The sequence below is a fragment of the Faecalicatena faecalis genome, assembly GCF_012524165.2.
Classification (GTDB): Bacteria; Bacillota; Clostridia; order Lachnospirales; family Lachnospiraceae; genus Faecalicatena_A; species Faecalicatena_A faecalis.
Window position 1 is genome coordinate 79,733 of record NZ_JABACJ020000029.1, and the last position, 26,269, is coordinate 106,001.

The following is a 26,269-nucleotide window of genomic DNA, read 5'->3' on the forward strand; positions in this document are numbered from 1 at the left end:
GTCCTATCATGGAAGGTGGAGAAGTTCGTCATGAAATTGTATTCAGTAACGCAGATATAGATGTACGATTTTACTTATCTGCGGATGATGGACGTTATGTCCCGCCACACTGGCACGACCATATCGAGATGATCTACATGTTGGAAGGAGAAATCCAGATCCAGTGTGAGACCAGGGAAGTCCAGGTAAAGGCGGAGGAGCTGATTGTTCTGAATTCCAAAGAAATCCATTCTATCTGGAGCACGAAGAATCAAGCTCTTGTGCTGCAGGTATCTGACAATATTTTAGAAAAATATGTGCCGGATTATGAACTTCTCCAATTCCAGGTGGAACCAAGACCCATGCGTCCAGCTGAGGTCACCCGCCTGGAGAGCCTGAAAAAAATCTGTCATGATATGTATGTTATTTATGAGATACGCCCGGAAGGATATCTGCTTAAGTTCAATAGCCTTTTGTATGATTTGCTTTTTACACTGGTACACTCCTATTCTGTCAGACTGGTAGAAAAGGAGGTCAGCCGTAACCAGAAAAACCGTGAGAAAATGAAAAAAATCCTGACTTATCTGGACAAACACCATGAGGAACAGCTAACTGTACAGTCAGTAGCAGATTATTTTAACTATAATCCTGATTATCTTTCCAGGCTTATGAAGAAGCAGATTGGGATGACAGTCAGCGAATATCTGTATGAGATACGTATCAATTATATTTATTATGATCTGATTAATACGGATGATTTTATCAACGAGATTTTCGAGCGGCATGGCTGTACGAACTATAGGGTAACAATGCGTTGGTTCAAGAAGAGATACGGTTGTACACCGAAGGAGCAACGTGCTCTGGAACACAAAAAAGAATAAAATGTCGGAAAAGTACAATTTTTGAGTCGTTTTTGCTCCTAATCCATGAGAAAAACCTATGATATACTATAGCCAATTCAGGAAGGGAGAATGAAAAAAATGGAAACGACAAAAATAGGTATAAAAGAGCGGTTTGCGTATGGACTGGGAGATTTGGGATGCAATATTATCTATTCGGCCATGTCAGCTTTTGTGCTTTTCTATTATACGGATTACGTAAAAGTCAGTGCATTGACCATCGGAACGATCATGTTGATTTCACGTCTTTTTGACGGTGTCACAGACCTGATCATGGGACTGATCGTAGACCGTACCAAGTCCAGGTTCGGCAAATGCCGTCCATGGATCATTCGGATGGCAATCCCGTTTGCTATTGCGGGAATCCTCCTATTCTCAGTACCGTCAGGACTGGGGGAAACATCAAAAATTATCTATATCTTTATTACATATAATCTGGTTTCATCTGTTGTATATACGGCAATCAACGTACCGTATGCAACACTGAATGCTCTGATCACGCAGGATCAGTATGAGAGGTCTGTCTTAAGTATATTCAGAATGACACTTGCGACAACCGGAACTCTGCTGATTACGAATCTGACCCTGCCGCTGGTGGAATTCTTTGGCGATAATTTGTCTGCTTGGACGAAAACGTTTGCCGTATTCGGGATATTTGCAGTGATCATCTTTGCGGTTACCTTTGCAGGAACAAAGGAACGTGTCAAACCATCCAAGAATACAAAGCAGGAGAAGCTGCCGTTCTGGAAAGGAATCGGCATTCTATTCAAAAATAAATATTGGATTATGATTACATTGACGTTGGTATTTATCTTTATCCAGTACTCTCTCAACGGAGGCGCAGCTGTCTATTATGCTAAAGTGGTTCTGCATGACGCGAAAATGGTAGGGCCAATGAATTTGGTAGCAAGTGTGGTTCAGATTGTGGCAATGTTTACGATGGCCTTTTTTGTAAAACGCATCGGAAAGAGAAACATGATGATTGTGGGAGCTGTGATCTATGGTCTGGGATTCGGTATGTTTGCATTCGTAGGTCTAAGCTATGCAGGAGTCATGTTTGCATCTGCTCTGAAAGGAATTGGGAACGCCTGTATTTCTTCCTGTATGTTTGCTATCGTATCGGACACGATAGAATATGGGGAATGGAAGACTGGTTACCGCACAGAAGGTCTGGTCAACAGCGCTTCTAGTTTTGGATTTAAGGTAGGAAATGGACTTGGCTCGGCAATGCTTGGTTGGATTCTTGCCCTGGGAAATTATGCAGAAAACTCAGTAGCTCAGAGCGCGTCTTCTGTTATGGCAATCAAAGCATTGTTCATTTATATTCCGGCAGGAATTGCGGTAATTCAGATAATTATCATGCTTTTCTATCATTTGGATCAAGAATATGATGCAATTGTTGAAGACTTGAGAAATGGGAAGACAGAGGTTCGGGCATAAATAAAATCAGGTGAAGGAGTTAAATTATGAAGTTTACAGAAGGCTATTGGGAAAAGAACGAACGTGCAAATGCACAGTATGCAGTCCAGGCATTTGTGGTAGAAGAAATAGAAAACGGCATGCGTGTGACTGCACCGCTCCACAGGATCACGGACCGTGCGGGTGCTTTAGATGTGGGGACGATTACAACAGAATTTATAGCGGTCAGAAAAGACGTGATTGGTGTTCGCAGTTATCATTTCGAGGGATATGAGAAGAAAGAGCCAAAATTCGATCTGAATCAGGATAAACAGGATGTTCAAGTAGAAGTCAACGAGGATGAAGCAGTCATGACTGCCGGAAGAATGACGGTGCGAGTGGACCGTAAGGATTTTAAGATTACTTATGAGGCAGATGAGAATGTCCTGACTTCCTGTGGTTTCCGCAATCTGGGATACATGCAGTATGATAGGAAGAGACTTACCAAGTTCCCAGAAGAGAATTATATGGCTGCAGACTACATACCATATATGCTGACAGAGCTGTCATTGGCGCCCGGAGAGTGTGTATACGGGCTGGGAGAGAGATTCACAGCATTTGTGAAAAATGGACAGGTCGTGGACTGCTGGAATGAGGATGGCGGTACGGCGTCACAGATAGCGTACAAAAATATTCCATTCTATGTGACAAATAAGCACTATGGTGTATTTGTAGATCATAGCGATAATGTATCGTTTGAGGTGGCAAGTGAAAAAGTAGAGGCCGTCGGGTTTTCCGTAAAAGGGGAGGAGATACGATACAATATTATTTATGGGGATAATATCAAAGATGTACTGGTGCATTATACAGACTTGACTGGGAAACCGGCACTTCCACCGGCATGGTCCTTCGGTCTGTGGTTGTCTACCTCTTTTACGACCAATTATGATGAAGAAACCACCAGTTCCTTTATTCAGGGGATGGAGGATCGAGACTTACCGCTGGATGTGTTCCATTTTGACTGTTTCTGGATGAAGGAATTCCATTGGTGCGACTTTGAGTGGGATAACAGGATTTTTCCAGATGTGGAAGGAATGCTTAGACGTTATAAAGAAAAAGGCTTGAAAATTTGTGTGTGGATCAATCCATATATTTCCCAGGGAACAAAGTTTTTCCGGGAAGGGCTGGAAAATGGGTATCTGTTAAAACGTGCAGATGGCCGGGGAATTAAGCAAGTGGATAACTGGCAGCCAGGGATGGGGCTGGTGGATTTTACAAATCCCGATGCTGTAAAGTGGTATACCGCAAAGCTAAAAACACTCCTGGATATGGGCGTAGATTGTTTTAAGACTGATTTTGGCGAGCGGATTCCGGTGGATGTGGAATATTATGATGGTTCCAATCCTTGGGGAATGCATAATTATTATACAAAACTTTATAATACAGCAGTATTTGAATTGTTAAAGAAAGAAAAAGGGGAAGGTGAAGCTGTCCTATTTGCAAGAAGTGCGACAGTAGGAGGTCAGCAGTTCCCGGTGCATTGGGGCGGTGATTGCTCTGCATCTTATCAGTCTATGGCGGAAAGCCTGCGCGGCGGCTTGTCATTTACTCTATCTGGATTTTCATTTTGGAGCCATGATATCGGGGGATTCGAGCTTACTGCAAGCCCAGATGTATATAAGAGGTGGCTGCAGTTTGGTCTGCTGTCTACACACAGCCGTCTTCACGGTTCTAAGAGCTACAGAGTACCGTGGCTGTTTGATGATGAGGCGGTGGAAGTCTGTCGGAAATTTACGAAGCTAAAACTTCGACTTATGCCATATATTTATCAGATGGCAGTGCTTTCTCACCAGACAGGAATTCCGTCCATGCGGGCGATGATTATGGAGTTCGAGAAAGATCCGGCTGTCAAATATTTGGATATGCAGTATATGCTTGGTGACAGTATTTTGGTCGCTCCGGTATTTTCGGCAGATGGAAAGGTGGAATATTATCTGCCGAAAGGAACCTGGACACATCTGCTTACGGGAGAAAAGAAGGAGGGCGGTATCTGGTATGAAGAGACCTACGACTTTTTGTCTCTCCCTCTGTTCGTCAGAGAGAATACTCTACTTCCGATCGGGTCGAATGAGGAGACGGCTGAATATGATTTTGCAAAAGATGTGCAGATTCAGGTCTATGAGCTGGTGGAAGAAAAAGAAGTTCTTTGTCAAGTACCAGACCGTAAAGGGAATGTGAGCCTGACGGTGAAAGCAGAAAGAAAAGGAAATCAAATAATCCTGGGAACTTCCAAAGTAGAGAATATGACCTACTTGCTTAGGAATATCACGGAAGTGAAGAGCGTGTCCGGGGCACAGGTGAAAGAAATCACAGAACAAGGAATCGTGCTATTGCCAAGTGATGAAAAGGTAGTTGTGGAATTATAAAATGGATAGAAAGAATATCTGCTTTGGTTAAAGATGGTGCTGGGATGAACTATGAGATCATAAAATAATAGGCTTTACATTTTTGTCGAACGCCGTATAATAGGAAAAGAAATATATGGCGGGAGGTTATCGGGATGACAAAGAGGAAAGCACAGCAGATGTCTGAGTCTATGACGCTGGCAGTATTCCTGACGTTGGCAGGCGGATTTCAGGATGCCTATTCTTATAACTGCCGGGGAAAAGTATTTGCAAATGCCCAGACAGGAAATATCGTGCTGCTGGGGCAGAACCTTGCACAGGGACATTTTCAGAATGCACTGCATTACCTGATGCCTCTGGCGGCATTCATTGGCGGAGTCTATGTGACCGAGTGGGTGCACCATTTATATAAAGAGTATGAAAAATTGCACTGGCGGCAGATCGTGTTGATTGTGGAAACGGTACTTCTGCTTATCGTCGGCCTGCTTCCACATTCTATGGATATGCTTGCAAATGTGCTGATGTCCTTTGCCTGTGCCATGCAGGTGAACAGCTTTCGAAAGTTCAGGGGGATTCCCTGTGCGACAACCATGTGCATCGGGAATATGCGCAGTGCGACTGAGATGCTGTGCAGATACCATATCACAAAAGATCAGGAACTGAAAAGAAAAAGTATGCACTACTACTTTGTTATCCTGATCTTTGCAATTGGTGCAGCCATGGGTGCACTGATGAGCATTCATATGGGACTGCGTGTCATCTGGACGGCAGCAGGGCTTTTGTTCGTTGGATTTGTACTGATGTTTGTAAAGGAAGATTTAGAAAAGGTATAGAGGGAAAGCGGACTGGACTATGGGAATATATTGGGGAATGTTTCATAATGGGGCATTCCCTCTTTTCTATTGCAGCCAAATTATATTTTGTGGTAAGCTGAATGCATCCGAAGTAATATCCGGGGCATTTCAAACATTCTTTAAATTAATTCACAGTGGAATCACAGATTCCATTCCAAGGGTCGTTCGCCCGTTTATTCAATGTTTGAAAATTAAAAATAAGTTGTAAGTAAAGGTCTGAATTGGAAGCTGGTGATGTCTATTGCTTGCATGATACTTGTCAGTAAGTATGAAGAGATGAAAATTAGGAAGTAAATGGAGCTTTGGTATACTGCCGGAGTTTCCTGGAGTGTGTTTATGAGGTGCTGGTGGACCGGCAGAGTCGGTAAATCAGTGGATGAATCGTCTGACAAGGAGAAAATGAAATATGGGAAAAGGCAATGTATATATGAAACACTGGCTTTCTGACAAAGAACGTTTTTCTGATTTTGTAAATGGTTCTTTGTTTCAGGGCAGAAAAGTTTTTACGGCGGAAAGCCTTCAAAAGGAAGATACAGAACATGGCCTGGTCATTCGGAAACCGGATGGAGAGGAGATAACGGTACAGCGATATCGGGACATTTGCATGACAGCCAAAGATGGGACCAGGGTTGTAATACTGGCTTGCGAAAATCAGGAAGAAATCCATTATGGGATGCCGGTACGAGGGATGTTGTACGATGCGCTTAGTTATGTGGACCAGGTCAATGAGATACGCAAAGGGCGGCGAAATCAGAAAGAACTGAAACGTTCTGCAGAGTTCCTGTCTGGGATGAAACAGACGGCTCTGCTGTACCCGGTAGTCACACTGATATTTTATTATGGTGAAAAGGACTGGGATGGAAAGCAGGACCTGCATAGTTTGTTCGGAATTGAACGGGAAGAATACAAGATGTTGAAAAAGTATGTGCCGAATTATAGTATTAATTTGATTGACCCAAGAAAAATTGGGGACTTGACGTGTTTTCAAACAAATTTACAGATGGTTTTTGGTATGCTAAAATATAGGAAAAATAAAGATGGATTATTAAAATATGTACAAGAGAATAAGGTATATTTTAGTCGGATAGATGAAGAGTCATATAATGCGCTCCGGGTTCTTCTAGGATCTGAACAGAGCCTAAAGGCAATGGAGGAGCGGACAGGAGGAATTGATATGTGTAAAGCTTTGGATGATTTATATCAGGATGGAATTGCGGAAGGAATGGAAAAGGGAATAGAAAAAGGAATGGAAGCCAAAATTGTGGCTATGATCAGAAAAAAGTTAGGGAAAGGGATGAGTATTTCTGAGATTGCAGATGATTTGGAATTGGAGCTGTCTTATGTTCAGAAGGTCATAGATCTGTTATCGGAAAATATGGAGCAGACGGATTTAGAGGTGGCTGAGAGAATGATTGGATAGAACGATTATTTTGTTGGGCGAAAGTAAAACAGGTACTTTCGCCCAATATTTTTTGCCCGATATAAGAAAATGATTTAGATTGTAATACATGTCTGATATCGGATAGCTTCTGAATTTTCGTTGTTTATAAAATCTGAATTTTATATTTTTCTAACCAATAATTCACCTGCAGCATATAGGCCAGCATCTGTGGTCCGGCCATTAACTGTCCATACCATGGTTTTCCGTAATCAGATGGGCTGTTCAAAAAATCGTTGACTTTTCTGGTATCCAGCAGTGTACGAATCGGAGCGTTGGAATCTGCCAGGACTTCTTTTAGTTCGTCACCAAGGAGTTTTTCATATGCCGGGTCATAGGTTTTCGGATAAGGACTCTTTTTTCTCCATAGGATTTCTTCTGGCAGAAGTCCCTCTCCTGCATGACGCAGCAATCCTTTTACGATTCCATCAGGACATTTCATTTCCCAAGGAACATTGAAGATATATTCTACAATGCGGTAATCTGCAAATGGTACGCGAGCCTCCAGTCCATGATACATGCTGGTACGGTCCATTCGGTCTACCAGAGTTACCATGAACCAGCGCAGGTTCAGGTATGCGATTTCCCGACGGCGTTTTTCTTCCGGAGTATCTTCTGCAAGGCGGGGCGTCTCGCGGATGGTCTTTTCATAGGCAGCATGAGCATATTCGTCCATGTGCAGCTCACGGATGACACTATCATCTAATAGTGCCTGCCGAGGCTCCATGCTCATGGACCATGGAAAAGCATCTGTTTTAAAAGCTTTTTCGTTATGGAACCATGGATAACCGCCGAAAATTTCATCAGCACATTCGCCAGTCAGGGTGACTTTATTGTAATTTGTGACTTCGGAACAAAAATACAGCATGGAAGACTCTACATCCGCCATACAAGGCAGATCTCTGGCATCCACTGCTTGATAGAGGCAGTCTAACTGATTTTGATTGCTGCATTCCAGAAAACGGTGGTTCGTACCGCAGTATTTTACCATCTGTTCTACGAAAGGACGGTCCTGGCTGGGCTGGAAGGAATTGGACTTAAAATATTTTTGATTTCCCACAAAGTCAAAGGAAAATGTGTTTAGGATCTTTCCTTGTTTCTTTAGTTCCCTTGCGCAGATTGCTGTTACCAGGCTGCTGTCTACTCCGCCGGAGAGGAAAGTACTGATCGGAAGGTCAGAAAGCATTTGTTTTTTTACGGAATCTTCTACAAGCCATGCAGTTTTTTCGATGGTTTCCTTCATAGAGTCAGTATGGGGATGACTTTCCAACTGCCAGTAAAATTCTTCGCTGCAGGAGGTACGGTCAAAGGTAATGCACTGTCCGGGCAGGACTTCAAGCACATCCTTGAATACGCCTTTTCCATAAGTTTTAGCAGGTCCCAGTGCAAAAATCTCGCATAGGCCGTTCTTATCTATAATTGGTCTGATTCCCGGATAGGCAAATAGTCCTTTAATTTCGGAGGAAAATACTAAAGTTTCTCCAATCATCGTATAAAACAAAGGTTTGATGCCCAGTCGGTCACGGAACAGAAGTAGTTCTTCAGATGCAGAGTCCCATAAGGCGAATGCGAAAATTCCATTCAGCTTTTTGATATAATCCTTTCCATGCAGCATATAACCTGCCAGTACTATCTCGGTATCACTTGTCGTCTGAAAATGAACTCCTTCCAGTGAAAGTTCTGCTTTTAGTTCCGCCATATTATAAACTTCACCATTGAAAATGATGGCACATTCTCGGCCATTTGACCTTCTGATAAGAGGCTGATGGCCGGTTTTCAGGTCAATGACCTCCAGGCGGACATGAGCCAGACCACAGATGGAGCTTAAGTAAGTACCATCATCATCCGGTCCGCGCCGTTTCTGGGCGGCATTCATCCTTTCCAGAACATGTCGCCATTTGGGTTCCTCCGTTTTATAATCCACATACGGATTAAAAAATCCTGCTATTCCACACATTTTTAAGTCTCCTTTTATATACCTTATATTGCGGCTCTGCCGCAGTCCGCCCGAAGGGCATGAGTTACGGGATGCCCTCTGGGTATACCTTATATTGCGGCTCTGCCGCAGTCCGCCCGAAGGGCATGAGTTACGGGATTCCCTTCAGGGGCGGATTTGGACACGAGTTACTGGATCACGGGCTGGTACTGGTGTCCCTCTAAAGCGGCTTCAATAGAAGGAATCAGCAGTTCTGTGTGTGCGATCATGGAATTTGGCTTTTTTTTCGGATTATCCTGCCCAAATGGAATGAAGTACACATTTTTGGCATTCATCAGAAGGCCGATATTTCTCATATTCATGCCCAGAGCATCATTGGTGGAAATCGAGATCAACAGAGGCTTGTTATTGCGCAGATGGGCCTTTGCCGCCATCAGAGCGGGAGTGTCTGTGATGCCGTTGGCAAGCTTCGCCAGGGTATTTCCGGTGCAGGGAAACAGGACAAGGATATCCAGCAGACTGCCGGGGCCGATTGGTTCAGCCTGGGGAATGGTCAGCATCGGCTTCACACCTGTGATTTCTTCTGCCCGTTCAATAAAAGACTGGACTTTTCCAAAACGGCTGTCAAAGCTGCTTGCCGCATCAGAAAAAATGGTCTGTACAAGTGCTTCTTCGTCAACCAGCTTTTGAAGCTCTTGGAATGCTTTCTCAAAAGTACAGAAGGAGCCAGTAAAGGCTACCCCAATGGTTTTTCCTTTTAAAGACAATTTTGTTCACTCCTTATGGATCATATTATTTTTTTCAATGACCTCTTTTACTGCCTTTGCAGAGGAGGCCGGGGCGTATTTCCCGGGAAGGCCGGGGCACAATGCTGCTGTAAGGCCCAAGCGGCGTGCTTCGGCATAGTCCACCCCGCCGGGCGCAGAGGCAATATCAATGATTGTTACGGATGGTTTCATCTTCATCAAAAGAGGAGCAGTCAATACTTTTGCAGGAATCGTATTGAAAATAAAGTCAAATTCCGCTGCCTGATCGGCGAACTCATCAAGCCCCCCCGCATTGTCGGCAAATGTTTTGGCGGCCGCGCATTCCTCTGGGTGATAGGAGCAGGCATAGACATCACAGAACATTCCTTTCAGATAGTGGATCAGCGTGCGGCCGCATTTCCCATAGCCAAGTACAGCACATCGGCTGTGGTGGAGATTTAACGGACTTCTCATGATTGCCTCGCAGACAGCACCTTCAGCGGTGGCAATCGTGTTATAGACAGAAAGGCAGCCATCTTGCATCAAATCGTAAATCAAAACACCGCTTTCTTGTGCGTTATTTTTAAAATCATCAGGCACGCAGCCGGCGAAAAAGGACTGTCCCGTGGTCAGCAGGTCAAGTAGAGAAGTAAGAAGAACGTCATGGTCCAGCACATTCTGGTTCAGATGGACACCATTTTTAGATAAAGGAATGGGGCAGATCACACAGCGTGAGAACCGGACAGCTTCCTCTAGGGAAGGGGCACAGGACACAAAAGCGGCATCGGAATACCGGCGTTCATCGGGAGCACCCATAAGAGCATAGTAAGTAACGCGGTTCTGGTGGTGTGCCAATTCCTCGGTCAGATAAACTTGCCGCATATCTCCTCCGATCACCGCGTAATCGTATTGTGGATATTCCATTATGAAACTCCTGACAAAATACAATTTTATTTATTATATGCAGAGAGAAAAATATGTGCTTATTTTCATTTCATGGATGGAAAATCAAACAACGTTCAGTTATAATAGAAGAGAATTTAAATCGTACGAATAGAAGGAGAGGAAAACAAATGAAACAGGACATGATTGTTATTCTGGATCTGGGGAGTACAAATAACACAGTACTTGCCCGCCAAATCCGCAGTCTTGGCGTATACAGCGAGATTCATCCCCACGACATCACTGTGGAAGAGTTAAACGCATTAGAGAATGTAAAGGGAATTATTTTAAATGGTGGAGAGAACCGTGTCGTAGATGGACAGGCAGTTGAGGTCAATCCAGTATTGTATGACTGTGGATATCCAATGATATCCGTGGATTATCCAGGCTCTAAGTGTGAGAAGCAGTATGATGAATTACCAGATGACGAGACATTGAAAGCATTTGTATTTGACCAGTGCAAAGCAGACGCAAACTGGAATATGAAGAATTTTATTGAGGATCAGGCAGAACTGATCAAGCGTCAGGTAGGTGACCGCAAGGTATTGCTTGCTCTTTCCGGTGGTGTGGATTCGTCTGTAGTTGCCGCACTTTTATTAAAAGCAATTGGCCAGCAGTTGGTATGCGTACATGTGAATCATGGTCTGATGCGTAAAAATGAGTCTGAAAGCGTTGTAGAAGTGTTCAAGAACCAGCTTCATGCAAACCTGATTTATGTGGATGCTACAGACCGTTTCTTGGATAAGCTTGCAGGTGTTGCAGATCCAGAAGAAAAACGGAAGATTATCGGTGGTGAATTCATCCGTGTATTCGAAGAAGAAGCACGCAAGTTGGATGGAATCGACTTCCTGGGACAGGGAACCATTTACCCGGATATTATCGAGAGTGGTACAAAGACTGCAAAGATGGTAAAATCTCACCACAATGTAGGCGGCCTGCCGGAAGACTTACAGTTCGAATTGGTAGAACCGTTAAAGCAGTTGTTCAAGGATGAAGTACGTGCATGTGGTATCGAACTGGGACTGCCGCCTCACATGGTATATCGTCAGCCATTCCCGGGCCCAGGATTGGGGGTACGCTGTTTGGGCGCAATCACACGTGACCGTCTGGAAGCAGTCAGAGAGTCTGATGCAATCTTAAGAGAAGAATTCGAGAAGGCAGGACTGGATAAGAAAGTATGGCAGTATTTTACCGTTGTACCGGATTTCAAATCTGTAGGAATGAAGAATCACGAGAGATGCTTCGAGTACATGGTAATCTTAAGAGCAATCAATACAATTGACGCCATGACAGCGACAATCGAGAAAGTCGACTGGGAAGTTCTGGAGAAGATTACAGAAAGGATACTCGCAGAGGTAGAGAATGTCAACCGCGTATGCTATGACATGTCACCGAAGCCGCCGGCAACAATAGAGTGGGAATAAATCGAGTTGCTTAAAAAAGCCAGTGTTTATGCGGGTTTCAGCGATTTCGATTAGTCTTTTGATAACAAATTGATAACAGTCATAGCAAGTGCCATTATTCTTGTTATCCAGTGGTTTATGGGTAACGGAACAATTAACAGGTGGCTTGCAGACTAAAGTTCGGAGCTTGGCTCTGAACAAATTCCATATTATAAACTAAGCCCTTAGCTGTGGTTAATAACCATAGTTAAGGGCTTTTTTGTCGTTGCCAAAGCATCTGTAGGGAGCTGCCAGTGGCAGGTCCTGTAGGTGCTTATTTATCTTTCAAGTGGTCTTTGAATGCTTCCACGAGAGCGTCACTTAATTCCTGTGATGGAACTTTTGCCCAACGCTGTGTGGTGTCGAACTCTGGATAATGGTAACGCCAGTTATCGTATTCTTCTCTGTTGATTTCTTCGGAAGATAGCTTGTCTGCCTGTTCTTTCCAAGCATACAGCATTTTGAGGAGTTCATATGCTTCTCTGCCTTTGTCCTTGTTGACCTTTAAGCATACCTCTCCGTCTGCTTCACTGACAGTAAGACCGTAAATATCTTCAAGGGTAAACAGAGTGTGCATAAGACCGATATAGCTGTCTATGTCAGGAACATCAAGAGCCTGTGGAGAAACATCAAGCACCTGTGCCAATGCATTTGTAAGGTCTGCTTTCGGTTTGCGTGTACCAGTTTCGTACTGTGCCAAACGCACATCAGCACTCTTTTCTGGAAAACCGATTGCTGTACCGAGATACTTTTGTGTCATACCACGCATTAGTCTGAAAAAATGTATTCTTTCGCTGATAGCCATAATGATACGCTCCTTTTATATTTAGTGAAATAAGTATAGCAGAAATGTTTAGTGGAAGTCAAGAAAAACCGAAACAAAAATGTTTAATATTTTCTTTGCAACCACTTGACAATAGCAAATATGTTTAGTAAAATAAATTACGAATTAAACAAATATGCTTAATGCGACAACTGAATGACCGTCCGAAAAGCCAAACCGCCAAGACCTCGTCGGAGCAAGTTCCGTATCGTTCGCTTGTGTGCAAGCACAAAAGCTCATTCGCTGCACTGCTCCTCCTCTTCCCCAAAAGTCTCCGACTTTTCGGGAACCCCTATACGAGCGAGCGCCTGATGTACTGCGGTGCATTGGGACAGCACAGCGCCTGCCGACAAGCAGGAGTGCCTGTTGGAACTTTAACACGGAGAAAGCGGCAAGCAAAAAATTATTTTAAGAAAGGAAGAAAAAGGATATGGAAAACAGATTTATCCGAGCCGAAGATGTGGCTCAGGAACTAAACGTATCAAAACCTTATGCATATAAACTCATCAGACAATTAAATGAGGAATTGAAAGCAAAGGGCTTTATTACGATTGCAGGGCGTGTAAATCGCCAGTATTTTTACGAAAGGCTCTACGGAGCAGGAAAGGGGGAAATGTAAATGCCGGTATTTAAGAATGAAGATAACGGTACTTGGTATGTGATGGCAAGGTATGTGAACTGGAAAGGGGAACGCAAGCAGAAATGCAAGCGTGGCTTTGCTACCAAACGAGAAGCACAGGAATGGGAAAGAATGTTCAAATTGCAGACTTCTTCAGACCTTGATATGAGTTTTGAAGCCTTTACGGAGCTTTATATCAATGATGTGAAGAACCGTTTGAAGGAAAACACGTGGCTTACCAAAGAGCATATCATACGCACAAAGATACTTCCGTATTTCGGGAAACTGAAAATCAGCGAGATTTCCACAAAGGAGATTATTACTTGGCAGAATGAAATGCTTGCCTATCGTGATGAGAAGAAAAAGCCTTATTCACAGACGTATCTGAAAACGCTGCACAATCAGTTGTCCGCCATTTTCAATCACGCTGTCCGCTACTATGAACTGCGTTCCAATCCTGCGGCAAAGGTGGGAAATATGGGACGTGAGGAACACAAGGAAATGCTGTTCTGGACAAAGGAAGAATACAAGAAATTCTCTTTTGAGATGATGGACAAGCCTGTTTCCTTTTATGCGTTTGAAATGCTTTACTGGTGCGGTATCCGAGAGGGCGAGCTGTTAGCTTTGACTCCGGCAGATTTCAACTTTGATAAGGAAACAGTCACAATCAATAAATCCTATCAGCGTTTGAAAGGGCAGGATGTGATTACTTCTCCGAAAACGAAAAAGAGCAACCGCACGATTAAAATGCCGAAGTTTCTGTGTGAGGAAATGAAAGAATATCTCGGTATGCTTTACGGATTGAAGAAGAAAGACCGTATCTTTACGGTGACGAAAAGCTATCTTCATCACGAGATGGACAGAGGGGCAAAGGCGGCAGGCGTGAAGCGTATCCGCATTCACGATCTCCGTCACAGCCACATTTCACTCTTGATTGATATGGGCTTTTCTGCGGTGGCGATTGCTGACCGAGTTGGTCACGAAAGTATTGATATTACTTATCAGTACGCACACCTCTTTCCGTCAAAGCAGATTGAGATGGCAGAAAAATTAGATGATTTAGGGAAAGGAGATTTTGAAAATGTCAGCTAAGAACAGAGATAACAAAAATCGTTGGAGGAATATCACAGTAGGGTTTCGAGTATCGCCCGAAGAAAACGAACTCATTAACAGAGCTGTAGCTCTATCAGGATTGCCAAAACAGGAGTATTGTTACCGCCGTTGCTTAAATCAGGATGTGGTGGTACAGGGCAATCCGAGAGTGTATAAGGCGTTGAAAACGGAATTTGCCACAGTCCTTGCGGAACTGAAAAGGATTGAAGCAGGAAAAGGTGTGGATGATGAACTGCTGAGTGTAATAGAACTGATTTCCATTATTCTCGGCGGTTTGAAAGGAGAGGATGCGAATGGAGAATAAAAAAGAAATGACTATTCCAAATGTATCTGCGGCAACAGATGCGGAACAGTCACTTTCCAAATGTACTGACAATAGTATAGTCAATCAGGATACGGATTTCAAGGGGTACGAGCAATCTTTTGAAGAAATGCAAAGGGAAATACTCAGACAGTTAGACCCTTCCTATCTGAAAACAGTATCAATGACAACGCTGTATGATACGGTGTTTGAGGTTCAGACACCACTTATCGACGGTCTGCTCCAAAGGGGAACTTACCTTTTCGTAGGTTCCCCGAAAGTGGGAAAGAGCTTTATGATGGCACAGCTTGCCTATCATATCAGCACAGGCACACCGCTTTGGGAGTATAAGGTGCGTAAGGCAACGGTGCTTTATTTTGCCCTTGAAGATGATTACCCACGTTTGCAGAAGCGATTGTTTCAGATGTTCGGTGCAAAGGAGACAGGCAATCTGTATTTCGCAACGGAATGTAAAACGGTCAATGGCGGACTGGAAGAACAGATAAGAGGGTTTATGAGGGAACACCCAGACACAGGCTTGATTATCATAGACACCTTAAAGCGTGTGCGTGAAGCAGGCGGAGCAGATTACAGCTACGCAAGTGATTATGATGTTGTGGCAAGGCTGAAAGCGTTGGCAGACAGTTACAAGGTTTCAATGCTTATTGTTCATCATACACGCAAACAAAAATCGGAAGATATATTCGATATGATTTCAGGCACGAATGGTCTGATGGGTGCGGCAGACGGTGCATTTGTTCTCAGTAAGGACAAGCGTACTTCCAACAATGCCACACTTGATGTTGCTGGCAGAGACCAGCAGGATATGAAAATCCATCTTGTAAGGGACAGCGAGCGATTGGTGTGGAACTTTGCAAAATCGGAAACGGAGATGTGGAAAGAACCGCCCGAACCTCTGCTTGAGAAGATAGCGGATACGCTCTTTTCGGAAAGTGACAGATGGGAAGGAACTGCTTCGGAACTTTGCGAAAGGCTTGCGGTGGATATAAAGCCGAATGTACTTTCTTTAAGGCTCAGTATCAACGCAAGCAGGCTGTTTCGTGATTACGGTATCCGTTATCAGAACAGCCGCACACACGACGGAAGAAAGGTTTCACTTTGGAAAGAAACCGAGCAGACGGCGTGACAAACGGTGTCAAAGGTGTCAATGTTTTTGAGAGCAGCACGCTGTGAAAAACATTGTCACCATCGTCACACTTTGACACCGGATAAAGTTTAGGGGAGTGTGCAGAGAGTGCCTTTTCAAAGGCGGCTCTTTGGTCTCGCCTGCTGGCTCGGTCGGTTCGCAGGCGTGTGTGCCACCGGCACACGCTCACCCCTCGGAGAGCCTTCGGAGAACGCAAAACCTGTTTACAGGTCGCATTTTTGATGGGTGTACCCGTCAAAAGTGCTTTTGCGTTACTTTTGACAAAAGTAACAAAACCTGAGAATGTTGAAATTTACAGATGGGAGATGAAAAAATGCAGAGAACGATAAGTGCAATGGTCGGTAAAGGCTCGGTCAATCACAATAGCCGAAAGTTCCGAGCAGAAAATGTAGACGGAACTCGTACTCATCTCAATATCGACTACTGCAATGAAAATATAAAGACAGTTTATCACGAATTGTTTGATGAAGCATTGGAAAGATACAATGCCAAGCAGATAAGGTCAGACCGAAAGATAAAAGATTATTATGAAAAAATCCGAAGTTCCAAGCAGGAAAAACCGTTCCACGAAATCATTTTACAGGTGGGCGGTAAGGGAAATATGAACGCCGATACGGAAAACGGAGAACTGGCAAAGCAGATTTTAGATGAATACTATCAGGGTTTTCAGGAGCGAAATCCACAGCTTCGGGTGTTCTCGGCTCATCTGCATATGGATGAAGCTACACCACATCTGCACATAGATTTTGTACCTTTTACCACAGGCAGCAAGCGTGGACTTGATACAAGAGTGTCACTAAAGCAGGCTCTTGCAACGCAAGGTTTTAAGGGCGGCAGTCGTGGCGATACGGAGTGGTCGCAATGGATACAGTCCGAAAAAGAACAGCTTGCGGCGGTGATGGAACGTTATGGGATTGAGTGGGAACATTTAGGCACACACGAAAAACATCTTTCTGTTTTGGATTATAAAAAGCAGGAAAGAGAAAAAGAAGTGGCGGCATTAGGTGCGAAAATCGAGCAGAAACAGATTGAATTTGATGTGTTGTCGGAACGAGTATTGAACTATGATAAGGCAAAAGACGAGCTGTCAAATCTTGAAATAGAGCTTGATACTGCACCGAAATATCAGTTGCCAGAACCAGAGAAATTTATGACTGCAAAGGCATATAAAACCAAAATGGCAGAGCCGGTTGTAAGGAAATTGAAGCAACTTGTCAAAACGGTGCTTGCCCGCTGCTTTGAGGGGTGGGACAACTATCATAGGCTGAATACAGCGAATGCACAGTTATACCGCACCAATCAGCGTTTGGAGAAAGTCAATGAAAGATTGACCGAAGAAAACAAAATCCTAAAAGCAGAAAATAAAGATTACAGCCTGCTCCGTAAGGTTTTTGGTCGCAAACAGATAGATGATTTGTTGGAGCAGGCAAGAACAGTTAAAGGTCGCAAGCGTGATAATACACGATCACGATAGACAAAAATCACAGGAGGAAAAGGAAAATGACAAAGACAATTTTTGAAGAAATGGGCGGAACTTATAGACAGGTGGGTGATTATTTATTGCCGAACATCACAGTACCAGCCGAAGAAGAAATAGAGCCGATTGGTTTATGGGGGAAACGACATGCAAGGCATTTAAAGGAACACTATAAAGTGTTATATATGAACCTGCTGACAAGCGGAAAGCTGCATAGTTATCTTGCAGAAGTCGATAAGCAAGCAGAGGATATGTTTCTTCGACTGGTAAAGGAATATGCCGACAGACAAGATGTGACGGAACAATTAAAGAAAGATAATCCCTACGAATGGATTGGAAGAATGAATAATATTCAGGCTTGTGTGAGGGAAGTTGTAGGAACGGAGTTGATTTACACATAAGCGTTTTACGGTATGGTGCTCCTGCGTTTGCTGGAGTGCTGTGGTTGTGGTTGTAAAGAGGTTGTGAAAGATTGAATTTCGTAATGGTTGGATGTATAATTAGGAAGTGAAAATTTTAATTTGCACTTCCATAAGGTGAAATGTATTGACACAAAAAATACAGTATGATAGTATTGCCATTAGAAGAAAGAAAGGCACATTTTGTGTAAGGTGAGGAAATGATTAATAGATAATTTGATTTAAGTAAGACACATATAGTTATTGAGCCTGTAGAGAATAGGTTTGTTTTGTGTACGCTTAAGTTGGATTATCGCAAGAGGCATTTCCTTTGTTTTCCTTTTGGAAAAGAAATAAGGGTCTATTTAGCGAGTCTATTTTTGCGTATGCAAAAAAGACTCGTTTTTGTGTGTTCAAAATAATAATTGGCTCAGACTTCGAAAAGGAGAAACTTTAATGTTGCAGATAAAAAAATTAAATTTAACACATAAAAAAGACCTGAGAATAATTCTTAATGATTTCAACCTTGTGCTAAATGATGGAGATAAGGCAGTTATTATTGGAGAAGAGGGAAATGGGAAATCGACATTAATGAAGTGGATATACAATCCGTCGCTTGTAGAAAACTATATAGAAGCAGATGGGGAAAGGATAATGGGACACGAACGTCTTGGTTATCTTCCGCAGGAGATGCTCGATGAAGATAAGGAAAAAACAATATACGAATATTTTTCTGAAGAGGAAATATTCTGGGAGAAAACGCCTAAAGAATTGTCTGTTATTGCGGGAAAATTTGGAATGAAAAATGATTTTTTCTACAGTAACCAGACAATGGGTAGTCTTTCAGGAGGCGAAAAAGTCAAGACACAACTTATGAGGCTTTTCATTCGCGATGTTTCTGTGCTGTTGTTGGACGAACCTTCCAATGACATCGACATTGCGACGCTTACATTACTGGAAAAAATCATAAATGACTGGAAGCACATTGTGCTTTTTATTTCACACGATGAAACGCTGATAGAGCGTACTGCCAACATGGTGATACATATCGAGCAGATTATACGAAAAACAAAGGCGAGATATACCGTGGCAAAGCTTCCCTATAGACGCTATGTGGAAGAACGGCTTCATAAATTTGAAATCCAAAAACAGCGGGCACTGAGTGACCGTAGGGAGAAAAAGATTCGCGATGAAAAATATCAAAGAGTTATGCAGAGTGTACAAGGTGCATTAAGAAGTTGTACCAGACAAGCACCGTCTGTTGCCAAAAACTTAAAGGACAAAATGCATACGGTTAAGGCAATGGAACGAAGATTTGAAAAAGAAGATGAAAATATGACTCAGATGCCGGAACAGGAAGAAGCAATCTTTGTCAAATTAGGGGATGAAAACTCACACATTCCCGCAGGAAAAACGGTCATAGAATATGAACTTTCAAAGCTTGTGACTCCGGATGGCAAAAGAATTTTAGCAGAAGGAATTCATTTAAAAATAAAAGGTTCAGAAAAAATCTGTATGATAGGAGCCAACGGGGCAGGAAAAACGACTCTTCTAAAAAAGATAGCGGAAGAACTCCTAAATCGGAATGACATTAAAGCAGAATATATGCCTCAAACTTATGAAGACCTGCTGGATTTGGATGTTACACCGGTTGATTACCTTGATAAAACAGGAGATAAAGAAGAGCGTACAAGAATTAGAACATACCTTGGTTCACTTAAATACACACCAGATGAAATGGAGCATCCGATTCGGGAGTTATCAGGCGGACAAAAGGCGAAAGTGCTTCTCTTGAGGATGAGCTTAAGTGGTGCAAATGTTCTTATTCTGGATGAACCGACAAGAAATTTTTCACCATTGTCCGGTCCGGTAATAAGAAAAATGCTCCGAGAATTTCCGGGGGCTGTCATTAGCATTTCTCACGATAGAAAGTATATTGAAGAGGTGTGCGATAAAATATATCAGCTAAATCCTAATGGATTACAGCTAATTGGTGATTGATAACAAAAAGGATGAAAGACTGACAAATTTCAGGCTTTTAGTGAGTTGGAAAGCATACAAAGATTTGAATTTGGAGGATAGATTATGGTACGTACAGAAGATGCATGTGAAATTATAAAATATGCTTTGCAAAACGAAATTAAAGTATATTTAGATGGCGGATGGGGTGTTGATGCACTTCTTAAAAGAGAATCAAGAATACACAATGATATTGATTTGTTTGTTGAACTGAAACATTATCATGATTATATTTATGTGATTAAGCAGCATGGATTTGAGGAAGTAAATACTGATTATACAACGGATGGTCATACTGTCTGGAAAGATGATAAACAAAGAATCATTGATTTACATTGTTTTGAATTTACAGATGACGGAATTGTTTATGAGGGAGATATATTTCCATCAAAAACTTTTTCCGGTATTGGAAAAGTTGGAGATATAACTGTTTCTTGTATTGAACCATTGAGTCAGGTAATGCTTCATTTGGGATATGAACACGATAAAAATGATGTGCATGATGTGATGCTGTTGTGTGAAACATTTCAAATAGCAATACCAGATGAATATAAGGAAAAGTAAAATTTCAGTTTTGTGTTGAATCTCTAAGCAAAATAGCTTATAATTTGACATGCTACATATAGTTATTATCCACAGTTATCGAGTAGGTGTTATCAATGCCGATAACAAAATGATAACATTAGCTCGTATAGGCAGGATAATATGGATATATCAAATAATCAAAAGAACGAGAAACATTACAGAGAATAATTCCTAAACAAAAAGCGTTAGTCTTTGTAGAGTGGGAATAGGCAATGAGCCATGCAAGGATAAAATGAAAAAGAGTCAGAGGAGAACGTTTACGCTCTCAGCTGACTCTTTTTCATTTTAGACTTATACGGCGAAAGCCGTCAGCGAGATGAAGCGGAGCGGAATCGAGCTGAGCATGGCGGAGGAGTGGGGCAAAGGTGATTATCCTGTTTGGGGCAAAAAATGTCAGCCTGGTATAAAATAAAAAAAAGGTCTCGAATCTTTAGAGAAATCTAAAGTTCGGGGCTTTTTTGTTACGGCAAAAAGCTCCATAACTCCAGTAAATACGGCATTTATGACAAAAGTCGTTACGAACTTTCGTGACGAGATTCCATGGGAGAGGGATGGGGGTAGTAGGGGGAAGGGAGAGGGTGTAGAGGATGATGGAATTTACACATTAGAGGATAATGGGGGTTACATGGGAATATAGCGCTTTTTCAAAATATCGTTTTTGGGAAATGGGGAATCCCTTAGAAACCGCATAAATACAAGGGAGAACAGGTGCAAGAATGAAATCGCCAAAAGCAATTCGCATAATAAATACCGGATTTGGGAAAAATCAGAGATTTTGGGAACGGATTTGGGAAACGGTCCGAGGGTAAATGAACAAGCCTGCATTGACGTTTGCAGCAGCCTCCGCTATGGATATGCCCTTTCATGGGAAGGTAGCATGTACAGCCTGAGGGGGCTGATGCCAAGGACCACCGGGCGTTTTACAAAGTTCGGACTGAAAGTCAACTGCCTGCGTTACAAGAATGAGAACTACGCGGAACGGTATTTGAAAGGTGGAATCGTGACCATCGCATATAACCCGGACGATGTGAACGCCGTCTGGCTACTTGAAAATGGGAAATATATTCGGTTTGAACTGATAGAGGGCAGGTTCCATGGAAAATGCTTGACAGAGGTACCGGCGATACAGGATGGACAGAAACAGGAGGTAAAGGATGACTAAGAAGACAGTGTACAGGTCCGGATAGAACTGGACGGGCATATCGAAGCGATTGCGGCATTAGGGACACGTTGCAGTAAGCTGGATAGCAAGAATATCAGTGGAGTGAGAAAAGGCTGAATTGAAAAAGTAAATTCCAGTGCAAGACTAAATTCCATCACTCTTTAAAATTCAGCTTAAACTATAAGGTTTTTAACGCAAGGGTCTTCCATATCTGTTATAATTAGGCTGACTTCTTACCCAAAATCCTGTTTTAGGACATGACAAACAGGCCACTGGGATTTTGTGTGCTGAACTAAATTCCATCGGCCACATTTGAAAAATGTGAAAAGTTTAATTCCAGTCCGACAGCAGATTTTTGTAAGCTAGTTAACGGTTATAGCGAATCAGCTTAGGTGTCAGATTTACCTCGTCAGGGGAAATCCGCCTAAGCTGAAGCGTTTTCAAAATGTTTTCGCTAAATGATTCTAACGCAGCGTCATAAGGAGTCCTGCCATCAAGACTTTTTCTTGGTATGGAATTGATGTGATTTACAATCAGATTCACATCCCACTGAGTCAGAAAGTCAAAACTAGTACCTTTGGGAAGTACCATGCGAAGCATTGTGTGAGCTTGTTCCACACCGCCTTTTTGTCCACTTTTCATAGGATCACAATAATAAATACTGGTTCGCTGGATTCCATCCATACCTGTTTCAAGTGCTTCGGGATCACCGAATTCAGAACCTCTGTCTGTAAGCAGATTGTCAAACAGAGATAAGAAATCGTAAGTTCCCAGACGTTTTTCCAAATGATTAAAAACAAAGCGTACAGCACCTTTCGTGCAGCGATTCATCAGGAAAGCCAGGAAGAGTTTTTCCTTCGGGAAAAAGAAAGTTAATAGCGTTTTCTTTGATTCACGCGAAGAATGGACTGTGTCCATTTCGACGTAGGCATCAGGGGCCAATAACTGGAAACCTGCATAAGTCCGATTCGTAAACACAGAGCGATCAGTGATTTGTGTTTTGTGACATTTGTGGGGTTTGAACTTGGATTTTCGTTTCAAGTCAATGTTTCTGGCCGTGAATAACCCTTTGTCAAGATAGGTATACATGGTGCGGACAGACAGATCCAGTTCGGGATGGTTTATAGCGATCTGATAAGGGGGCTGGCCCTGCTCAATTAATGGCGTGATTATCTTAACTTTTTGATGTGGCTCCTGTTTTGTCATGTTGATTCTGGCTCTGGAATCACTGAGTTTTTCTTTGTATTTTTTGTCTGCAGACCGAGCATTGTAGAGATACTTGTGGGAAATGGTGCAGTGGTTGATTTTTTTGTCGCAGCCATTACAGACATAGGAATCCTTATCTAAACTGTTGCAGTGTTCACGCTCAAAATCAGGGCAGGTCTGATTACAGGTAGGACAGGAAGTACATTTGATGCCGCATAAAAGGATTTTGCCGCATGCATTGGTCTTCTTGCAATGATAGCGATGGATGAAGAAGTTTTTGGCATTGTAAAAAGTGCCTTTATGATACCAGTCAGAAAAGCGGTGTGTTTTGACCTATTTGGAAATGTTGGTCGGGTCTTTACACAGGTATTTGGCAATGTCTTTAAAGGTGTGGCCTTTACACAAAGAAGTTTCGATGTAGATACGGTCTTCAAGGGTAAGGTGTTTCTGGTTGCCAGGAATATGTTTGCTCATAAAGTCTCCTCCTACTGCTGACAGAAGGAGACATAATCGTATCACTCATGTATGAAAGAGTAAATATCAACTGTGCAAGAGTAAACCCCACCGATTAATGGAGGAGTGGAATTTACTTTTTCATTTTAGGAACTGTAAAAAGTTGTATGTGTATAGAAAAAGTGAAGTTTTTTGTGCTATAATGTCATTTATATAACTGTAACCAAGAAAATTGTAAGGTAAAGGAGTGTTACAGATGAGAATAAGTTATAATAGACTTCAAAAACTTATGATTGATAATCAGATGAAAAGACCGGATTTAATGCGTGCAGCGGAGATTTTATCATCTGTTGCAACGAAGTTGAATAAGAACGAAATAGTATCTCTGGAAGGATTGATGAGAATATGTAAAGTATTTCATTGCGATATAGGAGATGTTTGTTAGGTTTTAGAGGATTGATATGGCATTGCGAATAAATTGGGATGAATTTGAAGTGGCATTGCTTATTGATACATGTAATCAAGTTAGAGAAAAGAAGATTGATAAAGTTGAGGTTATACATAAATTATCATATACACTTGGAAAATGTGCAAAGTCAAAAGGCATTGATGTAGATGAAATATTTAATGATGAGAATGGAATATCGCTTCAAATGACAAAGAGGTAATATCTCCTGACAGGCGGAGAAACTGGTCTGCCGGGAGCAAGTAAATTATATGTGGAAATGGCAAGATTGAGTAAATTAAATCCTGTTGAATTTGAAAGAATACTTGTACTTGCAAGAAAGCAAATTTGGGAAAAGGAGGCTGAGGATAATATGAATACAAGAGATTTGTTTATTCAGTGGCTTTCGTCTAATTCTTCAAAAAAGTATAGTTCTGAAACAATTGCCAGAGCACTTGATGAAGGTTCAGAATACTGCATGTCTCGCAATTTGGGCAAAAAAAAGTTCTGGGACATACATGATAGCAGAGAATTTGCTGCAGTCACTTCAAAGCTTCTTAGTATGAAAATATATCGTTTGACTCATGGAAAAACTGCTGTTGTTCTTTATAAAGCTGTTTCGCTTTATAAAGATTTTCTAAGATATAGTCAAGAGAGTATATCTTTTGAAAGTAAAAAAAACGAAGATGCCGATGAAAATCGGTCAAAGATTTATCAAAAACTGTATTCTGTTTCCAAAGTGTATGATGACCCAACAGGTATAACAATAAAAAAAATAATGTCTATGATTGGAAATGAAATTGATGAATCCGTAGTGAGAGATATTCTAGATAATGCTTCTTGGGCAGTAAAAATGTCAGATGATATTTATTCATTTTCCAGAAATGCCGATTCTGTATTGAGAGAACGAGTGTATCCATATTTTGCAAAAACCAATAATATAGTTACTGATACAAAATTTTTGAAAATGGGCGGTCAGATTCCTACTTTAGGAAGAAAATCGGATTCCAAGAGTGCAGAAGAAAAAACTAAGATACAACCTGAAGATTTTGATAAAGAAAAATTTGAAGCAACTCTTTTGCATCGATATCGAAATGGAATGCAATTTGATTCCATAGATTTTGAAAATTTCCGCGAAATGTATGAGATACTTTATGATGAAGTGCTTACATTTGATGATAATGCGCTTGAAGAGAGACTTCGCTATTGCGGTGTAATATATAAAGACAGACTGTTCCCGGTTGAAGGAATTATTGATAGCGATACAAAGGAGAAGCTGCTTTCCTACATTGAGAATAGCTTTGAATCCGGCAAGAAGGTATTGTACTATAAAGCAATTTATGAAGATTTAGCAGATGCCTTTGCCAGTTGCTACACTCTTAGCGACGAAAATATGTTGAAAGCATATATTGAGTATTCTTTAACATCAAGAAAGTATTATTTCTTTTCTAACTATATGTCCGTTGAAAAGAATGTAAAAGTTGACCACAATGCAGAGGTTGAAGAGTATTTTCTGTCTAGTGGTAAGCCTATGCAGAAAGAAGAAGTATGTACAGCACTATCTCATATTCCGCAGAAACAGGTTAATAGAATTATTACTATGGATTCTCGTTTCCTCAGAAATGCGAAAGGTGAGTATTTTCATATCGGTATTTTTGAAATTACTAATGATGAACTTGAATGTATTGCGGACATTATAAATGGATTTATCGACGAAAATGAGTATGCAATTTGGACAGATGTTTGGAATGAAATGCAGGATAGGATGCCGGTATTTTTGGAAAATAATCTTTATCTTTCCAGACTTGGTGTTCGTAATGCAATAGCGCAGCATTATGTAGGTAAATTTATCTTTGAGGGTGCAGTTATAAGTCTGCCGAAAGATAAATATACAATGAGAGATGTGTATCAGCTTTATGCTAAGCACCATGACGAGTTTACTGCAGATGATATATATAATCTCTCAAAAGAATTAGATACAGTTATTTATTTTGACGCATTGACGGAGGTTTCTGTACGTGTTAGTCATGATTTGTTTGTCTCGAAAAAGATAATAAGCTTTGATGTGCAAATGGTTGACAAGACGATTGAAAGCTTCATGTCAAAAGATTATATCAGAGTACGTGAAATAGACTCCTTCCTTGCTTTCCCATATGTTGGTTATGAATGGAATGAGTATTTATTAGAAAGCTTTCTATTTTCATACAGTAAAAAATTTATGCTTTTGAACAATGGCCTGTCTTTGAATAATGTTGCAGGAGCCATTGTAAAAAAAGACGGAAAAATAAAAGAGTTTGTGGATGTATGTGCAGCGGTACTTTCAGAAAGCAGAATTACTTTAAAAAAATCTGAAGCACTTGATTATCTTACAGAGGTCAATATGATTACGAGACGCAGTTATAAAGAACTTGACGCTGCACTTCAAAAAGCGACACAAATTCGGAAAAGGAAGGAATAAATA

At 41.7% G+C, this 26,269-nt stretch carries 23 protein-coding genes and 1 pseudogene; 19 read left to right on the forward strand and 5 right to left on the reverse strand.

What is annotated here, in order from left to right:
* Nucleotides 1-8: 8 nt before the first annotated feature.
* The 5 genes from HGO97_RS20765 to HGO97_RS20785 all read left to right on the forward strand — a co-directional run bounded on the left by HGO97_RS20765 (nucleotide 9) and on the right by HGO97_RS20785 (nucleotide 6,955).
* Nucleotides 9-860, forward strand: coding sequence for an AraC family transcriptional regulator (locus tag HGO97_RS20765; RefSeq protein WP_216244893.1), 852 nt, complete (start codon nucleotides 9-11; stop codon nucleotides 858-860).
* 99 nt (nucleotides 861-959) lie between these two features.
* Entirely contained in the window at nucleotides 960-2,318 is a 1,359-nt protein-coding gene (locus HGO97_RS20770) for an MFS transporter (RefSeq protein ID WP_246597652.1), read from the forward strand.
* 26 nt (nucleotides 2,319-2,344) lie between these two features.
* Complete coding sequence (gene yicI / locus HGO97_RS20775) at nucleotides 2,345-4,702, forward strand: alpha-xylosidase (RefSeq protein ID WP_216244896.1); 2,358 nt, start codon at nucleotides 2,345-2,347, stop codon at nucleotides 4,700-4,702.
* A 134-nt stretch (nucleotides 4,703-4,836) separates the two neighbouring features.
* Nucleotides 4,837-5,514, forward strand: a complete 678-nt coding sequence (locus tag HGO97_RS20780; protein ID WP_216244898.1) for a YoaK family protein — start codon at nucleotides 4,837-4,839, stop codon at nucleotides 5,512-5,514.
* Between the two features lie 427 nt (nucleotides 5,515-5,941).
* Nucleotides 5,942-6,955, forward strand: a complete 1,014-nt coding sequence (locus tag HGO97_RS20785) for an Rpn family recombination-promoting nuclease/putative transposase (RefSeq protein ID WP_216244901.1) — start codon at nucleotides 5,942-5,944, stop codon at nucleotides 6,953-6,955.
* 124 nt (nucleotides 6,956-7,079) lie between these two features.
* Here HGO97_RS20785 and asnB read toward each other — a convergent pair whose 3' ends face one another.
* The 3 genes from asnB to HGO97_RS20800 form a co-directional block, all read right to left on the reverse strand.
* Nucleotides 7,080-8,930, reverse strand: coding sequence for an asparagine synthase (glutamine-hydrolyzing) (gene asnB / locus HGO97_RS20790; RefSeq protein WP_216244903.1), 1,851 nt, complete (start codon nucleotides 8,928-8,930; stop codon nucleotides 7,080-7,082).
* A 167-nt stretch (nucleotides 8,931-9,097) separates the two neighbouring features.
* Nucleotides 9,098-9,676 (reverse strand): dipicolinate synthase subunit B, encoded by a 579-nt coding sequence (locus HGO97_RS20795; RefSeq protein ID WP_216244905.1) that lies wholly within the window; start codon nucleotides 9,674-9,676, stop codon nucleotides 9,098-9,100.
* A gap of 6 nt (nucleotides 9,677-9,682) precedes the next feature.
* On the reverse strand, nucleotides 9,683-10,579 hold the full coding sequence (locus tag HGO97_RS20800; protein ID WP_216244907.1) for a dipicolinate synthase subunit DpsA: 897 nt from the start codon (nucleotides 10,577-10,579) through the stop codon (nucleotides 9,683-9,685).
* Between the two features lie 149 nt (nucleotides 10,580-10,728).
* On the opposite strand from HGO97_RS20800, the gene guaA reads away from it, so the two are divergent.
* Complete coding sequence (gene guaA / locus HGO97_RS20805) at nucleotides 10,729-12,021, forward strand: glutamine-hydrolyzing GMP synthase (RefSeq protein ID WP_216244910.1); 1,293 nt, start codon at nucleotides 10,729-10,731, stop codon at nucleotides 12,019-12,021.
* A 292-nt stretch (nucleotides 12,022-12,313) separates the two neighbouring features.
* Here guaA and HGO97_RS20810 read toward each other — a convergent pair whose 3' ends face one another.
* Nucleotides 12,314-12,844, reverse strand: a complete 531-nt coding sequence (locus HGO97_RS20810) for a helix-turn-helix domain-containing protein (RefSeq protein ID WP_009247529.1) — start codon at nucleotides 12,842-12,844, stop codon at nucleotides 12,314-12,316.
* A gap of 448 nt (nucleotides 12,845-13,292) precedes the next feature.
* Here HGO97_RS20810 and HGO97_RS20815 point away from each other — a divergent pair, with 448 nt between their 5' ends.
* The 10 genes from HGO97_RS20815 to HGO97_RS20855 all read left to right on the forward strand — a co-directional run bounded on the left by HGO97_RS20815 (nucleotide 13,293) and on the right by HGO97_RS20855 (nucleotide 21,704).
* On the forward strand, nucleotides 13,293-13,481 hold the full coding sequence (locus HGO97_RS20815) for a helix-turn-helix domain-containing protein (protein ID WP_009247528.1): 189 nt from the start codon (nucleotides 13,293-13,295) through the stop codon (nucleotides 13,479-13,481).
* Complete coding sequence (locus HGO97_RS20820; RefSeq protein ID WP_009247527.1) at nucleotides 13,482-14,573, forward strand: site-specific integrase; 1,092 nt, start codon at nucleotides 13,482-13,484, stop codon at nucleotides 14,571-14,573.
* On the forward strand, nucleotides 14,563-14,898 hold the full coding sequence (locus HGO97_RS20825) for a plasmid mobilization protein (RefSeq protein WP_009247526.1): 336 nt from the start codon (nucleotides 14,563-14,565) through the stop codon (nucleotides 14,896-14,898). The genes HGO97_RS20820 and HGO97_RS20825 overlap by 11 nt, the downstream gene beginning before the upstream one ends.
* On the forward strand, nucleotides 14,888-16,042 hold the full coding sequence (locus HGO97_RS20830) for an AAA family ATPase (RefSeq protein WP_009247525.1): 1,155 nt from the start codon (nucleotides 14,888-14,890) through the stop codon (nucleotides 16,040-16,042). The genes HGO97_RS20825 and HGO97_RS20830 overlap by 11 nt, the downstream gene beginning before the upstream one ends.
* Before the next feature lie 355 nt (nucleotides 16,043-16,397).
* Nucleotides 16,398-17,537 (forward strand): plasmid recombination protein, encoded by a 1,140-nt coding sequence (locus HGO97_RS20835; RefSeq protein WP_019190307.1) that lies wholly within the window; start codon nucleotides 16,398-16,400, stop codon nucleotides 17,535-17,537.
* A gap of 26 nt (nucleotides 17,538-17,563) precedes the next feature.
* Nucleotides 17,564-17,941, forward strand: a complete 378-nt coding sequence (locus HGO97_RS20840) for a TnpV protein (protein ID WP_009247523.1) — start codon at nucleotides 17,564-17,566, stop codon at nucleotides 17,939-17,941.
* Nucleotides 17,942-18,394: 453 nt separating this feature from the next.
* On the forward strand, nucleotides 18,395-19,939 hold the full coding sequence (locus HGO97_RS20845) for an ATP-binding cassette domain-containing protein (protein ID WP_009247522.1): 1,545 nt from the start codon (nucleotides 18,395-18,397) through the stop codon (nucleotides 19,937-19,939).
* Between the two features lie 84 nt (nucleotides 19,940-20,023).
* A complete protein-coding gene (locus HGO97_RS20850; protein ID WP_009247521.1) occupies nucleotides 20,024-20,521 on the forward strand; it encodes a nucleotidyltransferase domain-containing protein in 498 nt (165 codons plus the stop codon).
* Nucleotides 20,522-21,044: 523 nt separating this feature from the next.
* Entirely contained in the window at nucleotides 21,045-21,179 is a 135-nt protein-coding gene (locus tag HGO97_RS24095; RefSeq protein WP_281420021.1) for a hypothetical protein, read from the forward strand.
* A 240-nt stretch (nucleotides 21,180-21,419) separates the two neighbouring features.
* Nucleotides 21,420-21,704 carry a Mu transposase C-terminal domain-containing protein gene (locus HGO97_RS20855; protein WP_216244912.1) on the forward strand — a complete coding sequence of 95 codons (285 nt, stop codon included), beginning with the start codon at nucleotides 21,420-21,422 and terminating at the stop codon, nucleotides 21,702-21,704.
* 366 nt (nucleotides 21,705-22,070) lie between these two features.
* Here the strand turns inward: HGO97_RS20855 and HGO97_RS20860 are convergent.
* Nucleotides 22,071-23,384, reverse strand: a pseudogene (locus HGO97_RS20860) (IS30 family transposase).
* Between the two features lie 235 nt (nucleotides 23,385-23,619).
* Here HGO97_RS20860 and HGO97_RS20865 point away from each other — a divergent pair.
* From HGO97_RS20865 to HGO97_RS20875, 3 genes are read left to right on the forward strand one after another with little or no spacing between them, the layout of a single operon-like run.
* The gene (locus HGO97_RS20865; protein ID WP_216244914.1) at nucleotides 23,620-23,808 is read left to right on the forward strand and encodes a helix-turn-helix domain-containing protein; all 189 of its coding nucleotides are present in this window, start codon (nucleotides 23,620-23,622) and stop codon (nucleotides 23,806-23,808) included.
* A gap of 16 nt (nucleotides 23,809-23,824) precedes the next feature.
* The gene (locus HGO97_RS20870) at nucleotides 23,825-24,031 is read left to right on the forward strand and encodes a hypothetical protein (protein WP_216244915.1); all 207 of its coding nucleotides are present in this window, start codon (nucleotides 23,825-23,827) and stop codon (nucleotides 24,029-24,031) included.
* 51 nt (nucleotides 24,032-24,082) lie between these two features.
* Nucleotides 24,083-26,266, forward strand: coding sequence for a hypothetical protein (locus tag HGO97_RS20875; protein ID WP_216244916.1), 2,184 nt, complete (start codon nucleotides 24,083-24,085; stop codon nucleotides 26,264-26,266).
* Nucleotides 26,267-26,269 lie beyond the last annotated feature (3 nt).

Excerpts from the sequence above, each read along its gene's own strand:
- HGO97_RS20820 (WP_009247527.1), top strand. The coding sequence starts at position 13,482 with ATGCCGGTATTTAAGAATGAAGATAACGGTACTTGGTATGTGATGGCA.
- HGO97_RS20850 (WP_009247521.1), top strand. The coding sequence starts at position 20,024 with ATGGTACGTACAGAAGATGCATGTGAAATTATAAAATATGCTTTGCAA.
- yicI (WP_216244896.1), top strand. The coding sequence starts at position 2,345 with ATGAAGTTTACAGAAGGCTATTGGGAAAAGAACGAACGTGCAAATGCA.
- HGO97_RS20765 (WP_216244893.1), top strand. The coding sequence starts at position 9 with ATGGAAGGTGGAGAAGTTCGTCATGAAATTGTATTCAGTAACGCAGAT.
- HGO97_RS20870 (WP_216244915.1), top strand. The coding sequence starts at position 23,825 with ATGGCATTGCGAATAAATTGGGATGAATTTGAAGTGGCATTGCTTATT.
- HGO97_RS20810 (WP_009247529.1), bottom strand. The coding sequence starts at position 12,844 with ATGGCTATCAGCGAAAGAATACATTTTTTCAGACTAATGCGTGGTATG.
- asnB (WP_216244903.1), bottom strand. The coding sequence starts at position 8,930 with ATGTGTGGAATAGCAGGATTTTTTAATCCGTATGTGGATTATAAAACG.
- HGO97_RS20780 (WP_216244898.1), top strand. The coding sequence starts at position 4,837 with ATGACAAAGAGGAAAGCACAGCAGATGTCTGAGTCTATGACGCTGGCA.
- HGO97_RS20840 (WP_009247523.1), top strand. The coding sequence starts at position 17,564 with ATGACAAAGACAATTTTTGAAGAAATGGGCGGAACTTATAGACAGGTG.
- HGO97_RS20845 (WP_009247522.1), top strand. The coding sequence starts at position 18,395 with ATGTTGCAGATAAAAAAATTAAATTTAACACATAAAAAAGACCTGAGA.
- HGO97_RS24095 (WP_281420021.1), top strand. The coding sequence starts at position 21,045 with ATGACAAAAGTCGTTACGAACTTTCGTGACGAGATTCCATGGGAGAGG.
- HGO97_RS20855 (WP_216244912.1), top strand. The coding sequence starts at position 21,420 with ATGTACAGCCTGAGGGGGCTGATGCCAAGGACCACCGGGCGTTTTACA.
- HGO97_RS20825 (WP_009247526.1), top strand. The coding sequence starts at position 14,563 with ATGTCAGCTAAGAACAGAGATAACAAAAATCGTTGGAGGAATATCACA.
- HGO97_RS20830 (WP_009247525.1), top strand. The coding sequence starts at position 14,888 with ATGGAGAATAAAAAAGAAATGACTATTCCAAATGTATCTGCGGCAACA.
- HGO97_RS20835 (WP_019190307.1), top strand. The coding sequence starts at position 16,398 with ATGGTCGGTAAAGGCTCGGTCAATCACAATAGCCGAAAGTTCCGAGCA.
- HGO97_RS20770 (WP_246597652.1), top strand. The coding sequence starts at position 960 with ATGGAAACGACAAAAATAGGTATAAAAGAGCGGTTTGCGTATGGACTG.
- HGO97_RS20865 (WP_216244914.1), top strand. The coding sequence starts at position 23,620 with ATGAGAATAAGTTATAATAGACTTCAAAAACTTATGATTGATAATCAG.
- HGO97_RS20800 (WP_216244907.1), bottom strand. The coding sequence starts at position 10,579 with ATGGAATATCCACAATACGATTACGCGGTGATCGGAGGAGATATGCGG.
- guaA (WP_216244910.1), top strand. The coding sequence starts at position 10,729 with ATGAAACAGGACATGATTGTTATTCTGGATCTGGGGAGTACAAATAAC.
- HGO97_RS20785 (WP_216244901.1), top strand. The coding sequence starts at position 5,942 with ATGGGAAAAGGCAATGTATATATGAAACACTGGCTTTCTGACAAAGAA.
- HGO97_RS20815 (WP_009247528.1), top strand. The coding sequence starts at position 13,293 with ATGGAAAACAGATTTATCCGAGCCGAAGATGTGGCTCAGGAACTAAAC.